The organism is Kitasatospora sp. GAS204B (genome assembly GCF_029892155.1).
Classification (GTDB): Bacteria; Actinomycetota; Actinomycetes; order Streptomycetales; family Streptomycetaceae; genus Kitasatospora.
Genome location: NZ_JARZAG010000003.1, coordinates 17929 through 43402, shown reverse-complemented (window position 1 = coordinate 43402; position 25474 = coordinate 17929). Strand labels below are relative to the sequence as shown.

Here is a 25474-nt window from a genome sequence, read left to right as displayed (position 1 = left end):
GGCGGGACCGGGGCGTAGGCTCGGCTGTTACCTACCCCTGGGAATGGAGAGATCCCGTGCCCGAGCTGAAGTCCCGTACGGTCACCCACGGTCGCAACATGGCAGGCGCCCGCGCCCTCCTCCGGGCGGCCGGTGTAGCCCGGGAGGACTTCGGCAAGCCGATCATCGCGGTGGCCAACTCCTTCACCGAGTTCGTGCCGGGCCACACCCACCTGCAGCCGGTGGGCCGGATCGTCTCCGAGGCCATCGCCGCGGCCGGCGGCATCCCGCGCGAGTTCAACACCATCGCGGTGGACGACGGGATCGCGATGGGCCACCACGGGATGCTCTACTCGCTGCCCTCGCGCGACCTGATCGCCGACAGCGTGGAGTACATGGTCAGCGCCCACTGCGCGGACGCGCTGATCTGCATCTCCAACTGCGACAAGATCACCCCCGGCATGCTGATGGCCGCGCTGCGCCTCAACATCCCCACCGTCTTCGTCTCCGGCGGCCCGATGGAGGCCGGCCAGGCGGTGCTGGTGGACGGCACGGTGCGCAAGCTCGACCTGGTGAACGCGATCTCCGACGCCGTCAACGAGAATGTCTCGGACGCGGACATCGCGATCATCGAGGAGAACGCCTGCCCGACCTGCGGCTCCTGTTCGGGCATGTTCACCGCGAACTCGATGAACTGCCTGGCCGAGGCGATCGGTCTCGCGCTGCCCGGCAACGGCTCGACGCTGGCCACCCACACCGCCCGCAAGGCGCTGTACGAGGACGCCGGGCGCACCATCGTCGAGATCACCAAGCGGCACTACGACGGCGACGACTACTCGGTGCTGCCGCGGTCCATCGCCACCCGCGCGGCCTTCGAGAACGCGATGGCGCTGGACATCGCGATGGGCGGCTCGACCAACACGATCCTGCACCTGCTCGCCGCCGCCCAGGAGGCCGAGCTGGACTTCGACATGCGGGCGATCGACCAGATCTCCCGCCGGGTGCCCTGCCTGTCCAAGGTCGCGCCGAACGGCTCGTACTACATGGAGGACGTGCACCGGGCCGGCGGCATCCCGGCGATCCTCGGCGAGCTGTACCGGGGCGGGCTGCTGAACGAGGACGTGCACACCGTGCACAGCGACTCGCTCGCCGAGTGGCTGAAGACCTGGGACGTCCGCGGCGGCTCGCCCTCGCCGACCGCCGTCGAGCTGTTCCACGCGGCCCCCGGCTGCGTCCGCTCGGCCACCGCCTTCTCCCAGTCCGAGCGTTGGGAGACGCTGGACACCGACGCGGCCGGCGGCTGCATCCGCAGCGTCGAGCACGCCTACTCGCTGGAGGGCGGCCTGGCCGTGCTCTACGGCAACCTGGCCGAGGACGGCTGCATCGTGAAGACGGCCGGCGTCGACGAGTCGATCTGGACCTTCTCAGGACCGGCCGTGGTGCTGGAGTCCCAGGAGGACGCGGTGGACGCGATCCTGACCAAGCGGGTCAAGGAGGGCGACGTGGTGGTGATCCGCTACGAGGGCCCCAAGGGCGGCCCCGGCATGCAGGAGATGCTCTACCCCACCTCGTTCCTCAAGGGCCGGGGCCTGGGCAAGGCGTGCGCGCTGATCACCGACGGGCGGTTCTCCGGCGGCACCTCCGGGCTGTCGATCGGGCACGCCTCCCCGGAGGCGGCCTCCGGCGGCACCATCGCGCTGGTCCAGGACGGCGACGTCATCTCGATCGACATCCCGGGCCGCTCGGTCCAGCTGGAGGTCTCCTTCGAGGAGCTGCACGAGCGCCGGCTGCGGCTGGAGGAGTCCGGCGGCTACCAGCCGGCCCACCGCGACCGTCCGGTCAGCGCGGCGCTCAAGGCGTACGCGGCGATGGCCACCTCGGCCGACAAGGGCGCGGTGCGGGACGTCAGCAAGCTGGGCTGACGGGCTCGGGCCGGCCGGGCACGGACCGACGGGCCGGGAGGGGCTCGGGGATACTTGAGGCGTGATCGACGACCGCACCGCCCCCGAGCCCATCCGCTTCTTCGGCACCAGCTGGGTGGAGCACGGCACCGACTACTGGCTGCGCCGGGTGGCGGTCTCGCTCGGCGCCTTCGCCACGGTGGTGGCGGGCGGGCTGGTGCTGCAGTTCGCGGTCGGCGGGGTGCGGATGTCCAAGGCCGGCGGCCTGGTCAACTGGCTGCTGCTGGCCGCCATCGCGGTCTGCTCGGTGCTGGCCGCGCTGCGCACCTGGAAGGTCCTCGCCGAGGGCCGCGATTCGCTGGACGGCTGGATGGCCGAGGACAAGTCGCTCGGCGCGGTCTGGCTGATCGGCTGCGTCGGCTCGGCGGCGGCGTACTTCTTCCGCAGCCTCACGGAGGCCCCGGGCGAGGGCGTCCGGCGGGCGCAGTGGGAACGCGAGACCGCCCGGCACGAGAAGCGGAAGGCCTCGGGTGGCGGGCGGCCGGGGAAGCGGAAGAAGCGGTAGCGGTCAGGAACGGCTGTCAGTGCGGCACTTCTGGTCGTCGGGCAGCGCCTGGCTGCGGTCGTAGGGGTCCATCGTCGGGCCGGAGCTCGGCGCCGCCCCGTCGATGTTCCCCGTCTGCGGGAACAGCGGCTCCAGCCAGCCGTCGCCAATCGCGCAGTAGTTGTTGCCCAGGGAGCTGTTGCCCTGCCCGAAGTACAGCTTGTGCGGCGACACGTTGAACTTGGCCGGGTCGTAGAAGACGAAGTCCTGAGTCCGGCGGACGATCTCGCGGGTGACCACGGCGTTGGGGTCCAGCGACAGCAGGGCCACGGACTGCGCGTTGCCGCCGCCGGTCGGCGACGCGCTGGGCACGCTGTTCGGATCGAACTGCTGCGGACCCGGCACCAGGGCGTAGACGAAGGTGTAGTCGGTGTGCACCAGCACCCCGTCGGGGTCGTCCTTGGCGGTGTCCGCCGCGAAGGTGATCCGGCCCTGGAGCTTGACCACGTTGCCGGCCGGGATCGCGGTCTTCGGGTTGAACCGGCTGATCCAGCTGGTCGGGTCGTTCGTCGGGCCGGGGTGGGCGAGCGAGTCCTTGAACGCGGCCAGCGACTTGCCACCCAGCAGGTCCAGCACCTGCTGCGGGGTCCCGCCCGACAGCACGGTCGGGTCGAGGTTCGACCCGACCAGGAAGTCCTTCACGAGCTTCAGCTGCCCCGCCACCTGGTCCTGCGAGAACACCCCGGTGGCCTGGGCCGGCGGCAGTACGACGGCGTCGGGGCCGGCGGGCCAGGCGTCGGCGGGCGAGCCCAGCCACGGCTGCGCCACGGTCGGGGTCTGCGGGTCCGCCGTGGAGGGCGCCGCGGTCGGCTGGGCGGTCTCCGGCGCCTGGGTGACCACGGGCACGGGGGGTGCCCCGGCCGCCGCCGACCCGGAGCCAGAGGACCCACCGCCGAAGTTGTTCACGTACCAGCTGTGCAGCCCATTGACGTTCAGCCCGGCGGCCACCACGGCTATCGCGAGCAGCACGAAGACCGGGGCCTGCCAGTTCCGCTTGGTGCGGCGCTTGTTGCCCCAGGGGTCCACGGGCGCGGCCCGGCGCTGGTACCAGCGGCGGCGGGTCTCGGTCGGCGGGCGCCAGGCCTGCTCCGGCTGGGGAGGCTCGCGTAGCCACTTGGCGGAGAGCATCCGGGCCCGGCCGGACTGCTCCTTGACGGTGGCACCCTTGACGAACTCCTCGTCGAGCACGAGGTCGGCGAACGGGTCCGGCTCCTCGCCGGGTGGCTGTGGTGGGTCTTCGGTGATCGACACGCGGTCAGTATGCAGAGGGTGAACGACAGTTCGCGCACCGGGCGGCCATACTGAGATGCCCCGGTGCGCGAACTGTGCTGATATCTCCTCAGTTGCCCGGTCAGCGGGACCGGCGGGCGCCCTTGACCGAGCCGACCACGCCGAGCACCACCAGCAGCAGGCCGGCCGGGAGCAGCGAGGTGAAGAACGCGCCGAAGATGCCCCAGCTGCCGAGCAGCGTCAGCGCCAGCGTGTTCAGCACCAGGAGGGCGCCGCTGAGCGGCAACGCGGACTGCCAGGGGTTGGCGTCGGCCCAGCGTCGCAGCCGGCGGTCGCCGGTGTCCTTGCGCAGCCGCCCGCCGAGGCCGCCGACCAGGAAGAAGAAGAACAGGGCCAGGCCGACCGGGCCGGCCAGGATGCTCGTGGTCCAGTGGCCGGTCACCACGTCCACGGCCAGCGCTGCCCCGCCGACCACCGCGCCCACGGCCGTGGCAGCACGCCACGGACCGAGGGTGGCAGAGGCGACGGCCAGTTGACGGTTCTCGCGTCGCGACAGATCTCCGTGTTCCATGCCTCCACGGTGCTCCTCGCGGGGCCCGGGGGCCAGTAGCCACGGCCCTGAGTTTTCCCCTACTGGGCGCCTGGGGGTCCGGCCTGGCCGACCGGTGTCTGGGATTCGCTCAGGATCGGCCAGCCGTGGGAGTCGGCGTGCGCGGCCAGATCCGGGTCCAGGCCGACCACGCGGGGATTGCCGACCACGGCCAGGGTGCGCAGGCCGCCGCAGTGGTCGACGTAGCCGAAGCAGCAGGCGGGGTCGAGGCCGAGCAGGGTGATCGCCTCGATCACGGTCACCGGCGGGTGGCTCTCGGGCACGGTGGGCGGGTCGACCGGCTCGGGCAGCAGGACCAGGTCCGCGTCGACACCCAGCGTCTCCAGGCTCAACGCAGCCGGGGTCGGCCTCTTGGGCTGGTCGCGGGAGAGCACCAGGACCACCAGGTCGCCGACCGAGCGGTGTCTGGCCGCCGCCGCGCGTACCGCCCGGCTGTGTCGCAGTGAGCTGTGTCTGCCTCCCAGATCGAAGAAAGCGGCGCGCATGGACTCCCCCATTTGATCCTCCCAGTGGCGCGAGATGTAAGGCCGAAGATATCGCTTCTTTTCGGCCGCTTGAGCGGCTGACCCCGGAGTTTAATTTCAGCTACGGAAGGTCACGAGAATCCTCAATAGTCGGGAGACAGCGTGACGGAGGGTCAGGTCTGAATTCCGGGGAGATCCGAATCGCCCCAATCGCACCAGCTCGGCTGATTGGCCCACAGTCGTCCCGAGCCGGCCGCCGGCGGGCGTGAATGAGTTTCAGGGGAATGGTCCGAAATTTCATGTCGTGGACCTGACATATCGTCTCGGAACCGCGCCGGTGACATGACGACAAGGCGGGCATTCGGTCACCGGCTTGACTCCCTCGTTGACACCATGTGACTCTTGCTGTTGAGTCTTTGCTGACAAGGGTCGCCGACGTGGGGGATGCGAGATGGGTGGCGAGCACATGGAGACCGTGGGGATCATCCTGGCCGGTGGGCGCGGCGAACGTGCCAAGCCGATCACGCTGGAGTCCGCGGACTACATCCGCAGCAAGGCGCTGATCCCTTTCGTCGGCCGTCGCCTCATCGAGTGGGTCGTCGACGCCTGTCGTGAGCAGGGCATCCGTCGCTTCTACGTGGTGGCCCAGGGGCTGGAGAACCGCAGCCAGATCATGCTGCTGCTCGGCCACGGCGAGCGATACGGCGTCGAGGTGCGCTACTCGCGGCCCAGCTTCGACCGGTACAACGTCGGCTCCGGTGCGGCCACCCTGCACAACCTGGAGGAGTGGGACCTCACCGGGCAGGCCCTGGTGCTGCCCGTCGACTCGATCTTCGACTTCTCGCTCGCCGAGCTGGCGGCCGCCCACCGGGCCGCCGACGCGGTGGTGACGGTGGCCGCGGTGGCCCGCACGCCGCAGGAGGTGGCCGGCAAGTACGGCGCGATGCGCACCGACGCCCGTGGCCTGGTCTCCGGTTTCGTGGAGAAGCCGGCGCTGGACCGGATCCACGAGCTCTTCCCCGAGGTGCGCCAGGACGCGGACGCGATGCTTCCCACGAACGCCGGGATGTACCTGGTGGACTGCGCACGCCTGCGCGAGGCCGCCCGGGAGCCGGAGCTGATGCGCCAGGCGCAGCAGCGGCTCGACTGGGGCGGCGACCTGCTGCCCACCCTGGTGGAGCGGGGCCTGCCGGTGGCCGCGCACCGGATCGACAGACTCGGCGACCTCGGCAACGTCGAGGACTACCTGGTCACCCTCAAGGACGTGCTGGCCGGCGGCTATCCGCTGATGAACGAGCTGATGGCCGAGCCGGCCAGCGCCAGTCCGCGGTACTGGATCCACGAGACCTCGCTGGCCACCCGCGACGACATCACCGGCACCACGCTGGCGGACAAGATCGAGGCGGGCACCGTGGTGATCGGCCCCGGGGTCCGAATAGGCCGCCATGTCGCGGTCGGCAGTGACGTCCGGCTGGAGTACACCGACGTCGGCGACGGCGTCGAACTGCGTGCGGGGGCGCGGCTGAGCCGCAGCTCCTGCGGCGACGCCTCGGTGATCGGTCCGTATGCGCACATCAGCGACAGCTATGTCGGCCCCATGGTGGAGATCCAGTCGGACCGGGAGAACCCGGTCCGACTGGAGGATTTCTCGGCCATCGGGGACGGCGCCCAGCTCTGGCGGGGGTCCCGGCTCTCCGGGGTCAGCGTCTACCCGCGCCTGAGAGTCCCAATGATCGCGAACCTTCCTTCGGGCACCCGGCTGACCAGCTCGGACGACATCCTGCGATGGATCTGATCCGACCGGCGCACACCGGCGACCTGCCCGACGACTCGTCACCCGACGGCTGAGCAGAGGAGTGAAGGCGATGGACAATCCGGTGGTGGTGGTCGGCGGCACGGGACGCGTCGGCCGATTCATCGTGCAAGGGCTCCTGGAGCGCCGGGAGAGCGTGCGCGTCATCGGTCGAAGCGCGCACCGCGCCCGCCGGGAGCTGGCGCCGGGTGCGGTGTTCAGACAGGCGGACGTGCGCGCCCCGCAGACCTTGGGCGGTGCGCTGGCCGGCTGCTCGGCGGTGGTCTACGGCGTCGAGCCCGGTACCGAGCAGAGCGGGCCCGACCGGCCGGAGACCACCCTCTGCCACGGGGTGCGCAATGTCCTCAAGGCCGCCACCGCCGACGGCAACCGGCCGCACGTGGTGCTGATCAGCCAGCTGCACGCGACCCACCAGGGGCACCCGCTGAACGCCTACGGCCGCCTGCTCTCCTGGCGCTTCGCCGGCGAGGAGGCGCTGCGCGAGTCGGGGCTGCCCTACACCGTGGTGCGGCCCGGGTGGCTGATCGACGACCGCAGCGCCGGCCACCGGGTGCGGCTGCACCAGGGGGACCAGGGCACCGGGCAGGTGGCCCGGCGGGACGTGGCCGAGGCCTGCCTGCAGGCGCTGTACACGCCGGCCGCCCGCGGGGTGACCTTCGAGATCTTCAACGAGCCAGGGGTGCCGTTCCCGTCCTGGAGCGAGGCCTACGGCTCGCTCGCCTGGGACCGGACACCGGTGGCCTGAGCCTTCGGTGGTCCCGGTGTGCCGCGCCGAGGCCACCTTCTCCGCCCGCACCCGTGCGCGCGTCGGCGAAGCGGAGAGCAGCCCGGTCCTTCCCCTCATGGGGGGTGAGAGTCGGGCGGAATCCACAATTCCGGGTGCATCATGGGGTAGGGAGTTGACAGAAGATATGACCAAGAGTCAGGCGACGACAGAAGTCCCGGTCGAAACACTGATGCGGGCCGAGGTGACGGCCGGGCATCCGCAGCCGCTGGGTGCCACCGTGGACGAAACCGGCGTGAACTTCTCGATCTTCTCCGAGCGAGCCACTCGGGTCGACCTGCTGCTGTTCGACAGCTACCACGCGCTGGCGCCGGCCCGGGTGATCACGCTCGATCCGGAAAACAATCACAGCTATCACTTCTGGCACTGCCATGTCACCGGTCTGCGGGAAGGACAGGTGTACGCGTACCGGATGGACGGTCCGCAGCAGGTCAAGGAGTCCGGCGCCAGGTTCAACCACCGAAAGGTGCTGCTCGACCCCTACTCGCGGGCGAACATCAACATCCTCTGGGACCGGGCCCGCGCGGTGGGCCACGAGGACAACTGCGCCTACGCGATGCGCAGCATGGTGGTGGACCTGGACTGCTACGACTGGGAGGGCGACGAGCCGCTGCGCCGGCCGCTGGCCGAGACGGTGATCTACGAGATGCACGTGGGCGGCCTGACCTCCTCGCCCACCGCCCGGGTGACCCACCCCGGCACCTTCACCGGCGTGGTCGAGAAGATCCCGTACCTCAAGGAACTCGGCGTGACCGCGGTCGAGTTGCTGCCGGTCTTCGACTTCGACGAGCGTCAGGTGCTGCGGGTCGGCCCGCACGGCACGCCGCTGCGCAACTACTGGGGCTACGACCCGTTCGGCTTCTTCGCCCCGCACAGCGACTACTGCTCCGACCCGTGCGGCTGCAAGCACATCGAAGAGTTCCGGGACATGGTCAAGGCGCTGCACAAGGCCGGCATCGAGGTCATCCTGGACGTGGTCTTCAACCACACCTCGGAGGGCAACGAGCACGGCCCCACGATCAGCTTCCGGGGCCAGGCCAACGAGGTCTACTACCACCTGTGGCCGCAGGACCGCCGGCACTACATGGACTTCACCGGCTGCGGCAACGCGGTCAACGCCAACCACCCGGCGGTGGCCAAGTTCATCATCGAGTGCCTGGAGTACTGGGTCACCGAGCACCACGTGGACGGCTTCCGCTTCGACCTCGCCTCCGAACTCTCCCGCGGCGCCGAGGGCTACGAGATGGAGACCCCGCCGGTGCTCTGGGGCATCGAGCTGTCCGGGATCCTCTCCGAGACGAAGATCATCGCCGAACCCTGGGACGGCGGCGGCCTCTACCAGGTCGGCCGCTTCCCCGGAAAGCGCTGGGCGCAGTGGAACGGGCCGTTCCGCGACGACATCCGGCGCTTCGTGCGCGGTGACGCGGGCCTGGTGGGGACGGTGGCCACCCGGATCGGCGGCTCCCGCGACCTGTTCAGCCGGCAGGGCGAACTGCCCACCAACAGCGTCAACTTCATCACCTGCCACGACGGCTTCACGATGAACGACCTGGTGAGCTACCACGGCAAGCACAACCACGCCAACGGCGAGGCCAACACCGACGGCAGCCACGAGAACTTCAGCTGGAACTGCGGGGTGGAGGGCGCCAGCGACGCGGACGAGATCGAGCGGCTGCGGGTGCGGCAGATCAAGAACCTGACGGCGATCCTGATGCTCTCCCGCGGCGTGCCGATGATCCTGGCCGGTGACGAGTTCCGCAACAGCCAGGGCGGCAACAACAACGCGTACTGCCAGGACAACGAGATCTCCTGGCTGGACTGGGAGCAGGCGGAGAAGGAGACCGAGGTCCAGGACTTCTTCCGTTCCATGATCGCGCTGCGCAAGCGCCACGCGACCCTGCGCCGGCCCCAGTTCTTCAGCGGTCGGCACAACGAGCGCGAGGTGCCCGAGGTCAGCTGGCACGGCACCAGGTTGGAGCAGCCTGGCTGGGAGGACACCGACGCCCGGGTCCTCTCCTTCACGCTGGGCGGTTTCGACGGCGATCCGGACCTGCACGTGATCCTCAACATGTACCACCTCGGTCTGGACTTCGAGCTCCCGCAGATCGCGGGACACCAGTGGCACCGGACGGTCGACACCGCCCGCGGCGCGGACGCCGACGTGCTGGCGCCCGGTGCGGAGGAGCCCGTCACAGGCCACCTCTTCCACGCCCACGGTCGCAGCGTCGTCGTCCTGGTGGCGCTGCCCGACAACGGAGGCACCAATCGATGAGCGCACCCGACGTCCGACGGACCTACTCCGACAGCATCGCCGGATACATCACCTCCTACGAGCCGACGCATGACCGGTTCGGCCTGCGGACCACCGACGGGCGGGAGTTCACCATCCACCTGGATGGCGTGCTCGGCTCCCAGATCGTCCGCAACCTCGGCGACTCGCACCGCCGGGACACCAGCGGCGCCACCCGCGACCTGCTGGCCGAGGGCCGCTACGTGTTCGTCTACGGCCTCTTCCACCAGTGGGCCGGCGGCGAGCGGATCGACGCCCGCGAGCTGGTCTTCCCGGAGGAGCGGCGGGGTGCCTACGTCTTCGAGAAGCCGGGCTGGTGGGTCCAGCAGGCGGCCGAGATAGCCGACTTCTACCTGCGCGGCCACTTCCCCGACGGGGTCTACGACTGGCGCGGCTTCCGCACCCGGCTGACGCTGCACGGCACCCACGTGTCCGAGTACAGCGAGCAGGACCTGCGCCAGGAGACCGACACCATCTCCCGGCTGGTCTACGGCCTGGCCACCGCCTTCATGCTGACCGGCGAGGAGCGCTTCCTGGCGGCGGCCGAGTCCGGCACCGAGTACCTGCGCGAGCACATGCGGGTCTCGGACGAGCAGGAGGGCGTCGTCTACTGGTACCACGCCATCGACATCACCCCCGACGCCCAACGCAAGGTCTTCGCCTCGGAGTTCGGCGACGACTACAACGCGATCCCGATGTACGAGCAGATCTACGCGCTGGCCGGCCCGACCCAGACCTACCGGATCACCGGCGACCCGCGGATCCTGGACGACATCGACCGCACCGTGGCGCTGTTCCACAAGTACTTCAAGGACGAGGAACGGGGCGGCTTCTTCTCCCACCTCGACCCGATCACGATGGACCCGCGGTCCGACTCGCTGGGCCGCAACCGGGCCCGGAAGAACTGGAACTCGGTCGGCGACCACGCCCCGGCCTACCTGATCAACGCCTACCTGGCCACCGGGCGGCCGGACTTCGCGGAGCTCCTGGAGGAGACCGCCGACACCATCGCCAAGTACTTCCCGGACGAGCCCAACAGCCCGTTCGTGCAGGAGCGCTTCCACGAGGACTGGAGTCCCGACCGCACCTGGGGCTGGCAGCAGGACCGCGCGGTGGTCGGCCACAACCTCAAGATCGCCTGGAACCTCACCCGGATCCGGGCGCTGCGCGACAAGCCGGAGTACAGCCAACTGGCCGAGCGGATCGCGGAGATCATGCCGCCGGTCGGCAGCGACCAGCAGCGCGGCGGCTGGTACGACGTGGTCGAGCGGGTCCCCGACCCGGACAGCGGCGCCCACCGGCTGGTCTGGCACGACCGCAAGGCCTGGTGGCAGCAGGAGCAGTCGATCCTGGCCTACCTGATCCTGGCGGGCGTCACCGGGGACCCGGAGCACAAGCGGCAGGCCCGGGAGGCGGCGGCGTTCTACAACGCCTTCTTCCTGGACTACGACGACGGCGGCGTCTACTTCAACGTGCTCGCCAACGGCATCCCCTACCTGCTGGGCACCGAGCGGCTCAAGGGCAGCCACTCGATGGCCGGTTACCACGCGCTGGAGCTCTGCTACCTGGCGGCGACCTACACCAACCTGCTGGTCACCTCGCAGCCGCTGACCCTGCACTTCCGGCCGCGCCCCGACGCGTTCCCGGACGGGGTGCTGCGGGTGGCTCCCGACATGCTGCCGGAGGGCTCGGTCCAGATCGACCAGGTCTGGATCGACGACGAGCCGTACCAGGACTTCGACGCCAAGGCGCTGACCGTCAAGCTGCCGAAGAGCAGCGAGGCGCTGCGGGTGCGGGTGGTCGTCGAGCCGGCCGACCTGCGGCTGCGGATCTCCAGCGAGTTCGACGGCGAGACGGCGCACGTCCACCTGGAGGGGATCCTCGACCTCCAGGAGCTGGACAACTTCCGCCGCGGTTTCGGCGAGGCCCTGTCGGTCAACCCGCGCCGGGTGGAGTTCCACCTCTGCAAGGTCACCGAGATCAGCCGCCCGATCATCAACGAGCTGCTGTTCCAGCGGACCAAGATCGGCGCCGACGTCGACTTCGTCATCGTCGGCTCCGCCGAACCCGAGATCGCTCAGATGCTCATCGCGACCGACGCCTTCGTGCTCGACCCGGATCGCGCCTGCAACGACGAGTGACCACCCCTGCGCCACGCCGGTCCGCCCCGCCTCGGTGGGCGGGGCGGACCGCGTGGCCCGAACGCCGAAGGACCCGCTGTGACCAAGGTTTCGCACCTCCGTGATCCGTTTGCGGGGGATCGGCAGGACGGAATCTCCGAGTACTGTCGAGACCTCTTCTCCTGCTTCGCCCGTTCCGACCAACGCCGTTGGGGCGAGGTCTACTTGCGGGGGCTGCTGCACGCCCCCGGCCGCCGGACCCCGGCCAACATCACCGAGAAGGTGCTCGGCCACAGAGCGGTCCAGCCCATCCAGCAGTTCGTCAACCAGAGCACCTGGGCCTCGCACACCGTGCGCCGCTACCTCGCGGAGCGGGTGGCCGGCGCGGCCGCGCCCCAGGCATGGGCCGTCGACGAGGTGGTGTTCCCGAAGAACGGCACCCGCTCGGCCGGCGTCGGCCGGCAGTTCGTCGGTTCGGCCGGCCGGGTGGTCAACTGCCAACTGGCGCTGGCCACCTCGCTGGTGCACCGCGGCGGCAGCCTGCCGGTCAACTGGCACCTGATGCTGCCCCGGCACTGGGACGAGGACCACGAGCTGCGCAACCAGGCCCATGTCCCGGCCGAGGAGCGACACCGCCCGCGCTGGAGCTACGTGCTGGAGTCGCTGGACGAGGTCCTGGAGTGGAACGTGCCGCCCGCCCCGGTGCTGGCCGACTGGACCTACGAGCCGCAGATCGAGGCCCTGCTGGTCGGGCTCGAGGACCGCAACGTCGGCTACCTCGTCGAGGTGGGTCCGAGCACCCTGCTGCCGGTGCGTCAACTGTCGGGCCGGGCACCGGGACAGCGCAACCCCGCAGTGGACGTGGCGCTCGCGCTGGGCGGCCGGGCCGAGCGGGTGGCGCTCTCCTGGCAGGACAGCCCGGCGGCGCGGACCCGGCACTCGCAGTTCATGGTGGTACCGCTCGGCGGCGGCCCGGTCGGCGCGATCGGTCGCCAGCCGCTGCGGCCGCGCCGGGCCGGCGGCTACCGGGTCCAGCGGCAGCTGGTGGTCGAGTGGCCGTTCGGCCGCCCGCGGCCGCGGACCTACTGGGTGACCAACCTGCCCGCCGACCGGCTGGCCGACACCGTCGCGCTCGCCGAGCTGCGGCACCACGTCGCGGTCAGCCAGGACCGGTTGCGGCAGAACTACGGGCTGGGCGACTTCGAGGGCCGCTCGTTCCGTGGCTGGCACCACCACGTGACGCTGGCCTCGGCCGCGCTGGGCTTCCACACCCTCCAGGAGCTGGGGGACGTGGCAGACCTGTCGGCGGAGCTGGCGGCGGCCGAACTGGACGACGACCAGCTGGAGGCCGAGCTCGAGGAGGGCCTGGAGGCCGAGCTGGAGGCCCAGTTGGAGCCGGACCTGGACCGGGCGGCGGAGCTCGCGGACGAACGCTAGGGCGTGCTACCGGCACGGCAGTGGGGGCACCGACCGAAGCGGTCGGTGCCCCCACTGCCGTGCCGGCCCACCAGAAGGGCGCCTTCGGTGGGCACCGGGAGGGTGCGCACCGAAGGCGCCGTCGTGCTGGCGCGCCGGGTGCCGGTCAGCGCCAGAAGGCGTCGTTGCCGGTGGCGCCGTCGCCGAAGTAGGCCTCCTGGCCGGAGATCACCCGGCCGTTCTTCCAGTGCAGCAGCTGCATCAGGTCGGCGGCCAGCGCGCAGGAGCAGTCGGCACTCGAGCGGATGGCGGAGTTGCGGCAGAGGTAGGCGGCGATGTGCCCGTCGACCATGATCTGCTCCTCCTCCGACCTGAACGAGCCGCCGGAGAGGTCCCGGCGGCTCTGCACGTACCCGAGGAAGGCGTCGAGCCCCTCGTAGGTGCCGGCCAGCGGGTTGGCGCCGGGGACCGACCAGGTGAGGTCCTTGTCCCAGTACTGCTCGATGGCGGTGCGGTCGCCGCTGTCCAGGGCGGCGTAGGCGGCCTTGACGCGGCTGGCGGTGAGCTTGACCGCCAGTTCCTGCTCGGACAGGACGAGCCCGCCGCGCATCGTCTCCTCGGTCACCAGCTGGCCGCCCATCGAGACGGCGCCGGGCTTCATGTCCTCCACGGACACGTAGGTGAACTGCCTGGTCACCTCGCCCATGACGGTGACCAGCGCCTCGGTCATCTCCATGGTGATCTGGGACTTCTCCGCCAGGGTGGCGAAGCCTTCGATGAGATTGACCTTGATGATGGGCATGGATCCTCGATTCCTGACGGAGACGGTCCCCGCCCGGGGCGGGCGGGGACTCGGGATGAGGTGAGGTGAGGTGAGGAGGGGAGAGGTCAGCCGATGACCTTCAGCACGACCTTGCCCTTGGCCTGGCCGGTTTCGATCAGCTCGTGGGCCTTGTCGGCGCGCTCCAGCGGCAGGACCTCGGCGATGATCGGCTTGATGGCGCCGGCCTCGATCAGCGCGGTGATGTCCTCCAGGTCGGTCCGGTCGCCCTCGACGGTCAGCGACACCGCGCGCAGCCCGAGCCGGGCGGCCTCGGCGAGCGTCTGCTCGTCGGGCGGCACCGGCAGCGAGACCAGCACGCCGCCAGGGCGCATGGTGCGCAGCGAGCGCAGCCCGTTGTCCCCGGCGACGGTGTCGACCACCACGTCGATGTCGTGGGCGAGTTCCTCGAACCGGACCTTGGTGTAGTCGTAGACCTCGTCGGCGCCCAGCTGTCGGACCAGGTCCTGCTGGGCGGTGCCCGCCGTGCCGCACACCCAGGCGCCGCGGGCCCGGGCGATCTGGACCGCGATGTGGCCCAGCCCGCCGGCCGCGCCGTGGACCAGGACCCGGGTGCCCGGGCCGGTCCGACCGACGCTGACCAGGCTCTGCCAGGCGGTCAGCGCCACCAGCGGGACCCCGGCCGCCTCCTGGTGGCTGAGCACCTCGGGCTTGCGGACCAGCTGGCGCGAGTCGGCCGTCACGTATTCGGCGTAACCGGCGCCGCTCCGGGGGAAGTTGACCATCCCGTACACCTCGTCGCCGACGGCGAAGCGGGTCACGCCGGAGCCGATGGCCACCACCTCGCCGGAGACGTCCCAGCCGATGGTGAACGGCAGCGGCCCCTGGGTGCTCAGGATGCCGCCGCCGGCCCGGGTCTTGCAGTCGACCGGGTTGACGCCGGCGGCGTGCACCCGGACCAGCACCTCGGTCCAGAGCGGTTCCGGGCGAGGCACCTCCTCGATCTTGAGCACTTCGGGGCCGCCGAAGCTGTGCTGGCGGACCGCGCGCATGGTTTCGGGCATGTGGAGCTCCTCGTCCGAGATGGCAGTCGACCCCGACGGTCCGTCAGAAACCGTCCGGCGGGCGGGCTGGATCCGATCTGGTGTCGGCGGTGGCCTCGGGCATCGCCGACCTGGGGCTGACGTCGATGAAGTAGGACAGCGCCAGCGCGATGTAGCAGCAGATGCTGAGCGTCGCGCTGAACAGGGAGAGCAGCACAGCGGTGAGGTAGAGCAACGGCCCCACGCCGAACCGGATCCGGATCCGCCGGGCCTGGGCGGGTGAGATGTGGTCGCCCAGATGCCGGTGTCCGAGTGAGGCGTAGATCCACAGCGCGTTGAAGAACACCCCGCCGAGGATCAGCACGACCCCGTACAGTGCCGCGGCCACCTGCTCGCCGTGGCCGGTGCTCACCGCCTCCGCCAGGATCGCGGTGGGGAACGGGAGGAAGGCCACGGAGAGCAGGAGCAGCAGGTTCACGATCATCAGCGGCCGGTCGACCCTGACGATGTAGTGGAACATCAGGTGGTGGTTGAGCCAGATCATCCCGATCAGCATGAACGTGACCACGTAGGCGACGTAGGACGGCCACAGGTGGCCCAGCGCCGAGGCGAGCCCGGTGCCCGCCTCAAGGGGACCGGGCGGATGCACGTCCAGGATCAGCAGCGTTATGGCGATCGCGAACACGCCGTCGCTGAAGGCTTCCAGGCGCGCGGTCGTCATCACGGGAGGAGCCAGGCCCTCCGCCGCATCCCGGCCGGCCGGTTCGGCGGCGGTCACCATGGCGCGGTCTGGACGAACTCGATCAGGTGGTCCTCGACGTCGCGGACGAAGGCGACCCGGATCGCCAGCGGTGTCACGTCGACCGGTCCCACCACGGGCGGGACGCCCAGCGCGGCCAGCCGCTCCAGGACGGCTTCGAGGTCGTCCACGTAGAAGGAGAGATGGCTCGGGCCCTGGACGGAGCCGTGCTCCGGCGGGTCTGCGCGGCGCAGCGACGCCGATCCGGTCCGCTCGGCGAGCTCCAGGCGCAGCGTGCCGCTGCCGAGGAAGGCCACCCGCTCGCCCCGCTCGGGCATGTCGAGCCGGTTGACCAGAGCGAATCCGAGGATGCGCTGGTACCAGTCGATGGCGCGGTCGATGTCGGCGACGACCAAGCAGCTCGACATCGTCGTGATCCGGTCCGCCACCTGCTGCTGCGTCAATTCGGTGGACATTGATCCTCCGGGGACATGAAAAAGCGGCACCGCGGCGCGACAGCGATCGCCCGAGCGCCACTCACAGGTTTCGACAGCCTAGAGTATTGACTGTTCGATTGACAATGATTGACTCTAGCGGTTTTCTGGTGAGGCGTCACCTCGTTCCACTCGGAGATCTGAGGAGCCAGACACGCCATGACCACCATCGATCGCGCATCCACGAGCGCTCCGGGCGAACTGTCCGCCGGCAGGAAGCAGCTGGCGCTGCTGATCCTGTGCGGCGCGGTCTTCCTGGATGCGCTCGACATCTCTCTGCTGGGCGTGTCGCTGCCCAGCATCAAGACGGGCCTGCACCTGTCGGACGGCTCGCTGCAGTGGCTCGTCTCGGGCTACACCGTGGGCTACGGAGGCTTCCTGCTGCTCGGCGGCCGGTGCGCCGACATGTGGGGCCGGCGCCGGACCTTCATCGGCGCGACCGCCCTGTTCATCGTCGCCAGCCTGCTCGGCGGGGTGCTCACCTCGGGCGCGCTGCTGATCGGCACCCGGGTGCTCAAGGGCATCGCTGCGGGCTTCACCGCACCGGCCGCGATGTCACTGATCACCACCACCTTCAAGGAGGGTGCCGAGCGCAACCGCGCGCTCGGTGTCTTCGCCATGACCGGCGCCGCCGGCTACAGCTTCGGCCTGGTGCTCTCCGGTGTGCTCACCGAGATCAACTGGCGCCTGGTGTTCTTCGCACCCGGCGTGATCGCGATCGCGGTGCTGCTGGCCACCCCGCTGATCAAGGCCGACCCGCCGCGGGTCGCCGGTCCGCGCCAGAGCTTCGACATCGGGGGCGCGCTGACCGCGACCCTGGGCGTCATGCTGCTGGTCTACGGCCTGGTCCAGGCGCCGTCCTGGGGCTGGGGTTCGGTCGGCACCATCGGCACGCTAGTCGGCGCGGTGCTGCTGCTGGTCCTGTTCGTGGTGATCGAGTCCCGCCACAGCTCGCCGCTGGTGCCGCTCTCGCTGTTCCGGGCCCGCACGCTCAGCTCGGCGAACCTGGTCAACCTGGTGTGGGCCGGTTCCACCATCGGCTGGCAGTTCGTCGCCACCCTCTACCTGCAGGAGGGCCTGCACTACAGCGCGCTGAAGACGGCCTTCGCCTTCCTGCCGCTGGGCATCCTCATCGTCGCGGTCGCCAAGTTCGCCTCCGGACCGCTGGTCACCCGCTTCGGCATGCGCGCGGTGGTCACCGTCGGCCTGATCATCCAGGCCACCGGTGTGCTGCTCTTCCTGGGCGTCGGCAGCACCAGCGGCTACGCCGTCGCGATCCTGCCCGGCATCATCCTGCACGGCATCGGCAACGGCCTGATCTACCCGTCCGTCAACATCGCCGGTGTCAGCGGCGTCGCCGACGAGCGGCAGGGTGTCGCGGCGGGTCTGATCACCGCCGCGTACCAGGTCGGCGCCGGCATCGGGGTGGCCGTGCTGGCCGCCGTGCTCACCGCCACCTCGCACGGCGGCAGCATCTCCAGCTACCGCTGGGCCTTCCTGGTCGCCGGCCTGTTCTCGCTGACCGGCCTGGTGATCGGCTTCATCGGCCTGCGCACCCCCGCCGGGCGCGGCACCCGGGTGGCCGGCTCGCCGGTCGCCGCGGACAGCGTCGCGCCGGCCAGGGCCGCCTCCGAACGCTGATCGCAGGCCTTCGGAACGCTGAAGGACACTGCCCCCTTCCCTGATGCCTGTGGATCTCATCGTATGCGCCTCACAGGCATCAGGGAAGTACTTGTTCAACTCTGATATTGACCAGGAGTCAATGTCATTGATACCCCTTTCTTGACGTGCACGTTTCCTGACGCCGCGAAGGGGCTCGAAGGGGTGCCATGAACGAGGTTTCGCAGCAGGCGCTGGACGCGGCCCGCGCATTCATCGCGGCCGCGAACCGCGGCGATGTCCCGGCGCTGGAGCGCGCCCTGGCCCCGGACGTCCGGATCGACATGGGCGGGGCGGTCCACCAGGGTCGCGGCCAGGTGCTCGACCGCTTCTTCCTGCCCTGGGTGGTCCGGGTCGCCGGCCGCTACCAGGAGACCGGCGCCAGGCCGGCCGGCGACGCGGTGACCGTCCTGTACCGCTTCCGGACGCCGGCGGGCCTGCGGGAGGATCTCGCCTACACCTATCGGGTCGGCGGCGGTGCGATCACCGAGATCGTCGGCCGCTTCACCTGACGCACTGTCGGCGGCGAGAGCACCGAGTGCGCCCGGACGAACGCCCGGTACCACCAACGGACCTGAGGGTCCGACATATTTCCTAGGAGTAGCTGTGGAGAACCCGGTAGTGGTGGTCGGCGGCGCCGGCAGTGTCGGCCGCCTGGTGGTGGCCGGTCTGCTGGAGCGCGGGGAGCAGGTCCGGGTGGTCAGCCGCCGGGCCCGGTCGGCCGGTGCCGCGCAGACCTTCCAGGCCGACGTGCGGGACCGGCAGTCGCTGGCGACGCCGCTGGCCGGCTGCTCCGCGGTGGTGTTCAGCGTCGAGCCGGGCACCGCGTCGAGCGGTCCGAACAGCCCGGAGGCCACCATGTACCAGGGCGTGGTCAACGTGCTCGACGCCGCCACCGCCGCGGGCGAGAAGCCGCACATCGTGCTGGTCAGCCAGATCTACGTGACCCGCAAGAACCACCCGATCAACGCGACCGGGCGGATGCTCGACTGGCGCCTGGCGGGGGAGGACGCGATCCGCTCCTCCGGCCTGCCCTACACCATCGTGCGGCCCAGCTGGCTGACCGGCGGCAAGGGCGGCACCGCCGTCCGCCTGGAGCAGGGCGACCGCGGCGAGGGCGACATCACCCGTCAGGACGTGGCCGACGCCTGCGTGCAGGCCCTGTACAGCGCGGCCGCCCGGTCCAGGACCTTCGAGATGTACAACGCGTCCGGCGGCGCTCGGGCCGACTGGGACGACCTCTTCGACACCCTGCAACCGGACCCCGTCCGGTAGTCCGATAGGAGGCTGTTCGCCATGGACAGCAAGCGCACGCACGAGGCTCTGGCCGACTGGTTCGCCGCGCTCAGTCGCGGCGACATGGAGACCGTCATCGGGAGCCTGTCCCCGGACATCGAGTTCGAGCTCCCGGCCGACCGGTTCAACCGGGTGGTCCCGTACCTGGGCCGTCACCTCGGCCGGGAGGCGGTCCAGGCGGCGTTCGGTGTCCGGGCCGAGACGACCGAGGTCATCGAGTACGAGGTCAGGGACCTGCGGGCGGAGGGTGACGTCGCCTTCGCGGTGGTCTACACCAAGGCGGCGCAGACCCGCACCCGCCAGGAGTTCGAGATCGAGGACGCGCACCGCTTCGTGGTCGACGAGGAGGGCCGGATAGCCCGCTGGAAGGTCTACTTCGACCCCAACGTCGAGGTCGCCGCGTTCACCGCCGACCGCCAGGAGCGCCTGGTCGAGGCCGCCTGGGCCGGTGCGGTCGCCACGGTCCGCGACCTGATCGAGGTGGAGAGCGCCGACGTCAACCGGGTCGACGCGGCCAGCGGCCTGACCCCGCTGCTGATCGCGGCCGGGCGCGGCGACGAGCAGCTGGTGCGCCTGCTGCTCGAGGCCGGTGCCGATCCGCGCACCGCCGACGCCCGGGCCGGGGCCACCGCCCTGCACAAGGCCTGCCAGAGCGGCAGCGTGGCGGTGGCCCGGGCGCTGGTCGAGGCCGGCGCGTTCGTCGACGCGGTGGCCCCCACCACCGGTCACACCCCGCTGATGGACGCGCTCTGGTACAAGTACCCGGACCTGGTGGCGTACCTGCTCGAGCAGGGCGCGGGCCTGGAGCTGTACACCCACTACGGCTTCTCGCTGCGCCAGCACTTCGAGTACGAGCTCAACGTCAACACCCGTGGCAAGGAACTGCTGCTGCGCGCCGAGGAGTTGCTGGAGCAGCGGCGCAAGCGGGACGCCGAGGCGGTCGCCGAGCAGCAGCTGATGGCGGCCGTGGTGGCGGACGACGTCGAGGCGGTGCGCGCGCTGCTCGCCTCCGGTGCCGCGGTCAACGCCCGTTTCCCGCACCTCAACGGCTTCAACGACGGCCACACCCCGCTGCACGTCGCCACCCGGGACGGGCACCAGGAGATCACCGAGCTCCTGCTGGCCGCCGGCGCCGAGCTCAACGCGGTCGAGCCGTGCTTCGGCGCGGTGCCGCTGCACAAGGCCGTCTACAACGGCCACGCGGAGATCACCGCCGACCTGGTCCGGCAGGACGGCATCGACCTCGACTTCCAGGGCGCCACCAACGGCTACACGCCGCTGCACGACGCGCTCTGGCACGGCTGGGAGGAGTGCGCCCGGATCCTGCTGGACGCCGGCGCCCGCACCGACCTGATCGGCCATGACGGCAAGACCCCGTACGACGTCGCCGCCGACGTGCTCGGGTCCGACCACCCCCTGACGGCCCGGTTGGCCGCCGCCGCGAAGTCGGCCTGAGCCAGCACGCCCGGCGGTCGCGGCAGCACCGCCGGTCCAGTTCCGGCGCGGCCCACGCGGTTCGCGCCGCACACCTCCGCGGAGGAGAACAGATGCTGTTCTACGTCCAGATGAAGTGGAAGCACGAGGGCCGGATCACTCTCGACGAGCTCTGGGAGCTGGAGCGCGAGGAGGCGGAGCACGCCAAGGAGACCGTCGAATCGGGCTTCTGCGTGGGTATTTGGAAGGTGGCGGCGCAGAAGCGGGTGATCGCGATCATCGACTCGCCGGACGCCGAGGAGCTCGACCGCACCGCGCTGGGCCGGCTCCCGATGCGGGAGTACCTGGAGTTCGAGACGGTCTGGCCGCTGCGCGACTACCTCGGCTTCGCGGAGGACGTGAAGCTCCGCTACCAGGTCTGAGACCGACCGGTCTGAGTTCCTCGCGATGACGGGCCCCGGACACCTGTCCGGGGCCCGTCCGCATCCGTGACCTGGACGAGTCCTGGCCGGAACCTGCGACTCTCGGCCGGGGCCCGCCATCGTGATTGACCCCCCGTGGCGCCCTCGCGACGATGGAAAGCACAGGGCCTTGCCGGTTCGTCACCGTCGGCGCGGCGGCTTTTCGAGCGCTCGCTCGCCATCGGCGCCCCAGCGCGGGCCCGCCCCCTTCCCGGTGGCCAGGCCTGGTGTCCACATCCGGTGCCAGCTGTACCGGTGCCATCCATCCGGTGCCATCTAGGAGACATGATGATCCATCAGTTCATTCTGGCCGCGCCCAAGCCGGGCATGACGGCCCAGGAGTTCCAGGACTACTGGGTGAACGTCCACGCGGTGAAGTTCGCCTCGAAGATCCCGCAGATCCGCAAGTACCTGATCGACTGCCGGATCCCCTTCGCGGGCGACCTCGGCACGCCGGCCCTGCCCCACCAGGGCATCGCCGAGATCTGGCTGGCGAACGGCGAGGAGCAGGTGGCCTCGCTGCAGACCGAGGAGTTCCTCCAGGGCGCCCGGCTGGACGAGCCGAACTGGGCCGCCTTCTGGCAGTCCATGGTGATCGACACCACCGCGCACGAGATCGTGCCCGGTCCGGCCGGGGCCGCGCCGGGCCGGGTCAAGCTGACCGTGCTGCTCAAGCGCGCGCCGGGCCTGGACCTGGCCGACTACCGGGCCCGCACGCTGGGCGAGTACGCCCAGGTGGTGGCGGCCGCCCCCGGCCTGCGCCGGGCGCTGCACGCGCACACCGTGGACGGCTACTACGTGTTCGGCGAAGCCGCCTTCGACAGCGTCGAGCAGCTCTGGTTCGACGACGAGCAGGCCCTGGCGGCCGCCCTCGACTCGCCCTGGTTCGCCGAGCTGAAGGCCGCTCAGCAGGGTCTGGTCGACCCGAAGTACGTCTTCTCGCTGGCCGTCACCGAGAACTGGATCATCGGACCGGAAGCCCGCTGAGCTCCGGCCGACCACAGACCTTCGGCGGGTCGACCCCTCGACCGCCGATCCGCTACCTCTCCCGCTGAAGGAGACCACCGCCGATGGCGAAGAAGAGAATCCTCATCGTCCTGTCCGAGTACGGCTACTGGGGCGAGGAACTGGTCGGCCCGCTGGAGACCTTCGACAAGGCCGGCTACGAGGTCACGTTCGCGACGCCGACCGGCAAGCGTCCGGTCGCGCTGCCGCCGAGCTACGACCCCGAGTACATCGACCCCCCGCTGGGCAAGTCGGTGACCACCGGTGAGATGGCCGAGAAGGTCAAGGCGGTCGACACCTCGGACCGGCTGGACAACCCGCTGGACATCTCCTCCTGGCTGCCGGACCGGCCCTACCGCAGCCGGCCCGACTTCCTGCGGGCGTTCGAGGCCTACCACAACCGGCGCGAGCACGTGAAGGCGCAGATCGCCGAGCGCTACGACGCGCTGCTGATCGTCGGCGGCTCCGGGCCGATCGTCGACCTGGCCAACAACTGGCGGGTGCACGACCTGATCCTGGCCTTCCGCGACCTCGGCCTGGTGGTGGCCGCCGAGTGCTACGGCGTGGCCTGCCTGGCCTTCGCCCGGGAGATGGACGACCGCGTCAGCATCATCCGCAACAAGCACGTCACCGGGCACTGCATCGAGTACGACTACAAGGACGGCACCGGCTTCCTGGGGACCGACTTCGTGATCGGCCCGCCGCCGTACCCGCTGGAGTACATCCTGCGTGACGCCACCGCGCCCGAGGGTGCCTACCACGGCAACTTCGGCCACGACACCTCGGTGATCGTGGACTTCCCGTTCGTCACCGGCCGTTCCACCCCGGACTCCTACCTCACCGGCCAGAAGGTCGTCGAGGTGCTGGAGCAGGGCCTGCGCCAGTGGGGCTTCACCGTCAACTGAGCCCTGGCGCCCCAAGACCGGGCGGGCGGTCGCATCCGGCGCGCACCGCGCGACCGCCCGCCCGTTTCCCGCTCCAGACGCCGACGTCGCGCAGACGTCGCAGAGATGAGGCTGAGATGGCTGGCGCCAGGCCCGCCCGGGTGGCGATGCTCGAACAGTTCAAGGCCGACGGCGTGCGCTACATGTTCGGCAATCCCGGCACCGTGGAACAGGGCTTCCTGGACGAGCTGCGGGGCTTCCCGGACATCGAGTACATCCTGTCGTTGCAGGAGGCCGTGGTGGTCGGCATCGCCGACGGCTACGCCCGGGCCACCCGCCGGCCCACCCTGCTCCAACTGCACTCCGGCGTGGGCCTGGGCAACGGCATCGGCATGCTCTACCAGGCGATGCGCGGCCATGCCCCGCTGGTCTGCGTGGTCGGCGAGTCCGGCCTGGCCTACGACAGCATGGACGCCCAGATGGCCGCCGACCTGGTCGGCATGGCCGAGCCGGTGACCAAGTGGGCGACCCGGGTGGTGGATCCGCAGTCCACCCTGCGGGTGCTGCGCCGGGCCTTCAAGGTGGCCGCCACCCCGCCGTACGGGCCGGTCCTGGTGGTGCTGCCGGCCGATGTGATGGACCAGGAGACCACCGAGGACGCGGTCCCCACCTCCTACCTCACCACCACCAGCAGCCCGGACGCCGGCTCCGTCGAGCAGGCCGCCGCGCTGCTGGCCGGTGCCCGCCACCCGCTGATCCTGGCCGGTGACGGCGTCCACTTCGCCGGCGCCCAGGCCGAGTTGGCCGAGTTCGCCGAGGCCTGGGGCGCCACCGTCTGGGGCGCGGACTGGTCCGAGGTCAACCTGCCGGCCGAACACCCGCTCTTCGGCGGCCAGTTGGGCCACATGTTCGGCGAGGCCAGCGCGAAGATCATCAACCCGGCCGACGGCGTGCTGATCACCGGCACCTACACGCTGAACGAGGTCTACCCGCTGCTCGACGGGGTCTTCTCGCCCGGCAGCAAGGTGGTCCACCTGGACCTGGACAGCGGTGCGATCGCCAAGAACTTCCCGGTCGACCTCGGCCTGCTGGCCGACCCCAAGCAGACCCTGCCCCGGCTGACCGAGGCGCTGCGCCGCCGGCAGACCGGCGAGCAGAAGTCGGACGCGCTGGCCCGGCTGACCAAGGCCAGGCAGGAGAAGAAGATCGCGGTCATCGAGGCCAACGCGATCGACCTGGCGGGCGTCGGCCAGGACCCGCTCTCCGCCGAGCTGTTCGGTTACGAGCTGGCCAAGCAACTGCCGGCCGACGCGGTCCTCTTCGACGAGGCGCTGACCAGCTCGCCCGGTCTCTTCCGGCATCTGCCGGCCAACCTGCCCGGCCACTGGCACCAGACCCGCGGCGGCTCGCTCGGCGTCGGCATCCCCGGCGCGATCGGCGCCAAGCTGGCCCACCCCGAGCGCACCGTGGTCGGCTTCACCGGCGACGGCGGCAGCATGTACACCGTGCAGGCACTGTGGACGGCGGCCCGCTACGACATCGCCGCGAAGTTCGTGATCTGCAACAACGGCCGCTACCGGCTGCTCGACCTGAACATCGAGGAGTACTGGAAGACGGTCGCCGTCGAGCACCACGAGTTCCCCGGCCCGTTCGACCTGGACCACCCGGCGATCGACTTCGTCAAGCTCGCCGAGTCGCTGGGCGTGCGCGCGGTGCGGGTGGAGAAGCCCGAACAGGCCGCGCCCGCCATCACCAAGGCCCTGGCGCACCGCGGCCCGTTCCTCATCGACCTCGTCATCGGCCGTTCCTCCTGACCGAACCGACCCAGCAGTGAAGGAGTCTGCGTCGTGGTGCTGAACGGCCAGAAGATCGCCGTCCTGATGGAGAGCGACTTCTACGAACCGGAAATCCTCTACTACCAGCGCCGGTTCGCCGAGGAGGGCGGCGAGGTGCACTTCCTCACCCGGCTCTGGGGCAACGACCGGCTGGTCTTCCGCGGCCACGAGCATCGGATGCCGTTCGAGGTGTCGGAGTCCTTCGAGGAGCTGGACGAGTACGGGCTCAAGGAGTACGCGGCGCTGATCGTGCCCTCCGGCATCGTCGCCGACCGGCTGCGCTACACCGAGCAGGTGGACCAACTGCCGCCGGCCTCCGTGCTGTTGCGGCGCGCCTTCGCCGACCCGGCGATCGTCAAGGGGATCATCTGCCACGGCATGTGGCTGGCCGCCCCGGTCCCGGCGGTGATCCGCGGCCGGCGCGCGGTCGTGCACAACAACCTGCTCGGCGACCTGCGGAACATGGGCGGGGTCTACGTCGACCAGGACGTGGTGGTCGACGAGGACCTGGTCACGGCACGGACCGGGAACCACTGCCACGTGTTCGCCCGCCAGATCATCGAAGAACTCGCCAAGCGCGGCAGCCGGCGCCACGCCGAGCTGTCCTGACCGGCCGACAGGGGAGACCACAG

At 70.4% G+C, this 25474-nt stretch carries 23 protein-coding genes; 16 read left to right on the top strand and 7 right to left on the bottom strand.

The window, feature by feature from the left end:
* Positions 1-56: 56 nt before the first annotated feature.
* Together ilvD and P3T41_RS05175 are read left to right on the top strand one after the other, a co-directional pair.
* On the top strand, positions 57-1901 hold the full coding sequence (gene ilvD / locus P3T41_RS05180) for a dihydroxy-acid dehydratase (RefSeq protein ID WP_280688125.1): 1845 nt from the start codon (positions 57-59) through the stop codon (positions 1899-1901).
* A 61-nt stretch (positions 1902-1962) separates the two neighbouring features.
* Entirely contained in the window at positions 1963-2445 is a 483-nt protein-coding gene (locus P3T41_RS05175) for a hypothetical protein (RefSeq protein ID WP_280688123.1), read from the top strand.
* A gap of 3 nt (positions 2446-2448) precedes the next feature.
* Here P3T41_RS05175 and P3T41_RS05170 read toward each other — a convergent pair whose 3' ends face one another.
* The 3 genes from P3T41_RS05170 to P3T41_RS05160 all read right to left on the bottom strand — a co-directional run bounded on the left by P3T41_RS05170 (position 2449) and on the right by P3T41_RS05160 (position 4821).
* Entirely contained in the window at positions 2449-3735 is a 1287-nt protein-coding gene (locus tag P3T41_RS05170) for a hypothetical protein (protein ID WP_280688121.1), read from the bottom strand.
* A gap of 100 nt (positions 3736-3835) precedes the next feature.
* Positions 3836-4285 carry a hypothetical protein gene (locus P3T41_RS05165; RefSeq protein ID WP_280688119.1) on the bottom strand — a complete coding sequence of 150 codons (450 nt, stop codon included), beginning with the start codon at positions 4283-4285 and terminating at the stop codon, positions 3836-3838.
* A 59-nt stretch (positions 4286-4344) separates the two neighbouring features.
* Positions 4345-4821: a hypothetical protein gene (locus P3T41_RS05160; protein WP_280688118.1), complete on the bottom strand. Its 477-nt coding sequence runs from the start codon at positions 4819-4821 to the stop codon at positions 4345-4347.
* A 418-nt stretch (positions 4822-5239) separates the two neighbouring features.
* Here P3T41_RS05160 and P3T41_RS05155 point away from each other — a divergent pair, with 418 nt between their 5' ends.
* The 5 genes from P3T41_RS05155 (at position 5240) to P3T41_RS05135 (ending at position 13232) form a co-directional block, all read left to right on the top strand.
* Positions 5240-6583, top strand: a complete 1344-nt coding sequence (locus tag P3T41_RS05155) for an NDP-sugar synthase (RefSeq protein WP_280688117.1) — start codon at positions 5240-5242, stop codon at positions 6581-6583.
* 70 nt (positions 6584-6653) lie between these two features.
* Positions 6654-7346, top strand: coding sequence for an NAD(P)H-binding protein (locus P3T41_RS05150; protein ID WP_280688115.1), 693 nt, complete (start codon positions 6654-6656; stop codon positions 7344-7346).
* A gap of 166 nt (positions 7347-7512) precedes the next feature.
* The gene (gene glgX / locus P3T41_RS05145; RefSeq protein WP_280688113.1) at positions 7513-9657 is read left to right on the top strand and encodes a glycogen debranching protein GlgX; all 2145 of its coding nucleotides are present in this window, start codon (positions 7513-7515) and stop codon (positions 9655-9657) included.
* Entirely contained in the window at positions 9654-11816 is a 2163-nt protein-coding gene (locus tag P3T41_RS05140) for an AGE family epimerase/isomerase (protein WP_280688110.1), read from the top strand. Before glgX ends, P3T41_RS05140 begins: the two co-directional genes overlap by 4 nt.
* A gap of 78 nt (positions 11817-11894) precedes the next feature.
* Positions 11895-13232, top strand: a complete 1338-nt coding sequence (locus P3T41_RS05135) for an IS701 family transposase (RefSeq protein ID WP_280688109.1) — start codon at positions 11895-11897, stop codon at positions 13230-13232.
* 145 nt (positions 13233-13377) lie between these two features.
* On the opposite strand, the gene P3T41_RS05130 is transcribed toward P3T41_RS05135, so the two are convergent.
* The 4 genes from P3T41_RS05130 to P3T41_RS05115 form a co-directional block, all read right to left on the bottom strand.
* Positions 13378-14013, bottom strand: coding sequence for a nuclear transport factor 2 family protein (locus P3T41_RS05130; RefSeq protein ID WP_280688108.1), 636 nt, complete (start codon positions 14011-14013; stop codon positions 13378-13380).
* A gap of 86 nt (positions 14014-14099) precedes the next feature.
* Positions 14100-15056, bottom strand: a complete 957-nt coding sequence (locus tag P3T41_RS05125; RefSeq protein ID WP_280688106.1) for an NADP-dependent oxidoreductase — start codon at positions 15054-15056, stop codon at positions 14100-14102.
* Positions 15057-15099: 43 nt separating this feature from the next.
* Complete coding sequence (locus P3T41_RS05120) at positions 15100-15756, bottom strand: TMEM175 family protein (protein ID WP_280688104.1); 657 nt, start codon at positions 15754-15756, stop codon at positions 15100-15102.
* Between the two features lie 53 nt (positions 15757-15809).
* Positions 15810-16250 (bottom strand): VOC family protein, encoded by a 441-nt coding sequence (locus P3T41_RS05115; RefSeq protein WP_280688103.1) that lies wholly within the window; start codon positions 16248-16250, stop codon positions 15810-15812.
* Between the two features lie 177 nt (positions 16251-16427).
* Between P3T41_RS05115 and P3T41_RS05110 the strand changes: the two genes are divergently transcribed.
* The 9 genes from P3T41_RS05110 to P3T41_RS05070 all read left to right on the top strand — a co-directional run bounded on the left by P3T41_RS05110 (position 16428) and on the right by P3T41_RS05070 (position 25451).
* Positions 16428-17909, top strand: coding sequence for an MFS transporter (locus P3T41_RS05110; protein ID WP_280688101.1), 1482 nt, complete (start codon positions 16428-16430; stop codon positions 17907-17909).
* 188 nt (positions 17910-18097) lie between these two features.
* Entirely contained in the window at positions 18098-18439 is a 342-nt protein-coding gene (locus tag P3T41_RS05105) for a nuclear transport factor 2 family protein (RefSeq protein WP_280688100.1), read from the top strand.
* A gap of 94 nt (positions 18440-18533) precedes the next feature.
* Positions 18534-19202, top strand: coding sequence for an SDR family oxidoreductase (locus P3T41_RS05100; protein WP_280688098.1), 669 nt, complete (start codon positions 18534-18536; stop codon positions 19200-19202).
* Between the two features lie 21 nt (positions 19203-19223).
* Positions 19224-20678: an ankyrin repeat domain-containing protein gene (locus tag P3T41_RS05095; protein ID WP_280688096.1), complete on the top strand. Its 1455-nt coding sequence runs from the start codon at positions 19224-19226 to the stop codon at positions 20676-20678.
* A gap of 92 nt (positions 20679-20770) precedes the next feature.
* Complete coding sequence (locus P3T41_RS05090) at positions 20771-21079, top strand: muconolactone Delta-isomerase family protein (RefSeq protein WP_280688094.1); 309 nt, start codon at positions 20771-20773, stop codon at positions 21077-21079.
* Positions 21080-21403: 324 nt separating this feature from the next.
* Positions 21404-22105, top strand: coding sequence for an EthD domain-containing protein (locus tag P3T41_RS05085; RefSeq protein WP_280688092.1), 702 nt, complete (start codon positions 21404-21406; stop codon positions 22103-22105).
* A gap of 83 nt (positions 22106-22188) precedes the next feature.
* On the top strand, positions 22189-23028 hold the full coding sequence (locus tag P3T41_RS05080; RefSeq protein ID WP_280688090.1) for a type 1 glutamine amidotransferase domain-containing protein: 840 nt from the start codon (positions 22189-22191) through the stop codon (positions 23026-23028).
* Between the two features lie 116 nt (positions 23029-23144).
* Positions 23145-24821: a thiamine pyrophosphate-binding protein gene (locus P3T41_RS05075; protein ID WP_280688088.1), complete on the top strand. Its 1677-nt coding sequence runs from the start codon at positions 23145-23147 to the stop codon at positions 24819-24821.
* A gap of 33 nt (positions 24822-24854) precedes the next feature.
* Positions 24855-25451 carry a DJ-1/PfpI family protein gene (locus tag P3T41_RS05070; protein ID WP_280688087.1) on the top strand — a complete coding sequence of 199 codons (597 nt, stop codon included), beginning with the start codon at positions 24855-24857 and terminating at the stop codon, positions 25449-25451.
* The last annotated feature ends 23 nt before the right edge of the window (positions 25452-25474 follow it).

Coding starts and splice junctions, on each gene's coding strand:
- P3T41_RS05165 (WP_280688119.1), bottom strand. CDS start 4,285: ATGGAACACGGAGATCTGTCGCGACGCGAGAACCGTCAACTGGCCGTC.
- P3T41_RS05160 (WP_280688118.1), bottom strand. CDS start 4,821: ATGGGGGAGTCCATGCGCGCCGCTTTCTTCGATCTGGGAGGCAGACAC.
- P3T41_RS05155 (WP_280688117.1), top strand. CDS start 5,240: ATGGGTGGCGAGCACATGGAGACCGTGGGGATCATCCTGGCCGGTGGG.
- P3T41_RS05150 (WP_280688115.1), top strand. CDS start 6,654: ATGGACAATCCGGTGGTGGTGGTCGGCGGCACGGGACGCGTCGGCCGA.
- glgX (WP_280688113.1), top strand. CDS start 7,513: ATGACCAAGAGTCAGGCGACGACAGAAGTCCCGGTCGAAACACTGATG.
- P3T41_RS05140 (WP_280688110.1), top strand. CDS start 9,654: ATGAGCGCACCCGACGTCCGACGGACCTACTCCGACAGCATCGCCGGA.
- P3T41_RS05130 (WP_280688108.1), bottom strand. CDS start 14,013: ATGCCCATCATCAAGGTCAATCTCATCGAAGGCTTCGCCACCCTGGCG.
- P3T41_RS05125 (WP_280688106.1), bottom strand. CDS start 15,056: ATGCCCGAAACCATGCGCGCGGTCCGCCAGCACAGCTTCGGCGGCCCC.
- P3T41_RS05120 (WP_280688104.1), bottom strand. CDS start 15,756: ATGACGACCGCGCGCCTGGAAGCCTTCAGCGACGGCGTGTTCGCGATC.
- P3T41_RS05115 (WP_280688103.1), bottom strand. CDS start 16,250: ATGTCCACCGAATTGACGCAGCAGCAGGTGGCGGACCGGATCACGACG.
- P3T41_RS05110 (WP_280688101.1), top strand. CDS start 16,428: ATGACCACCATCGATCGCGCATCCACGAGCGCTCCGGGCGAACTGTCC.
- P3T41_RS05105 (WP_280688100.1), top strand. CDS start 18,098: ATGAACGAGGTTTCGCAGCAGGCGCTGGACGCGGCCCGCGCATTCATC.
- P3T41_RS05095 (WP_280688096.1), top strand. CDS start 19,224: ATGGACAGCAAGCGCACGCACGAGGCTCTGGCCGACTGGTTCGCCGCG.
- P3T41_RS05090 (WP_280688094.1), top strand. CDS start 20,771: ATGCTGTTCTACGTCCAGATGAAGTGGAAGCACGAGGGCCGGATCACT.
- P3T41_RS05085 (WP_280688092.1), top strand. CDS start 21,404: ATGATGATCCATCAGTTCATTCTGGCCGCGCCCAAGCCGGGCATGACG.
- P3T41_RS05080 (WP_280688090.1), top strand. CDS start 22,189: ATGGCGAAGAAGAGAATCCTCATCGTCCTGTCCGAGTACGGCTACTGG.
- P3T41_RS05075 (WP_280688088.1), top strand. CDS start 23,145: ATGGCTGGCGCCAGGCCCGCCCGGGTGGCGATGCTCGAACAGTTCAAG.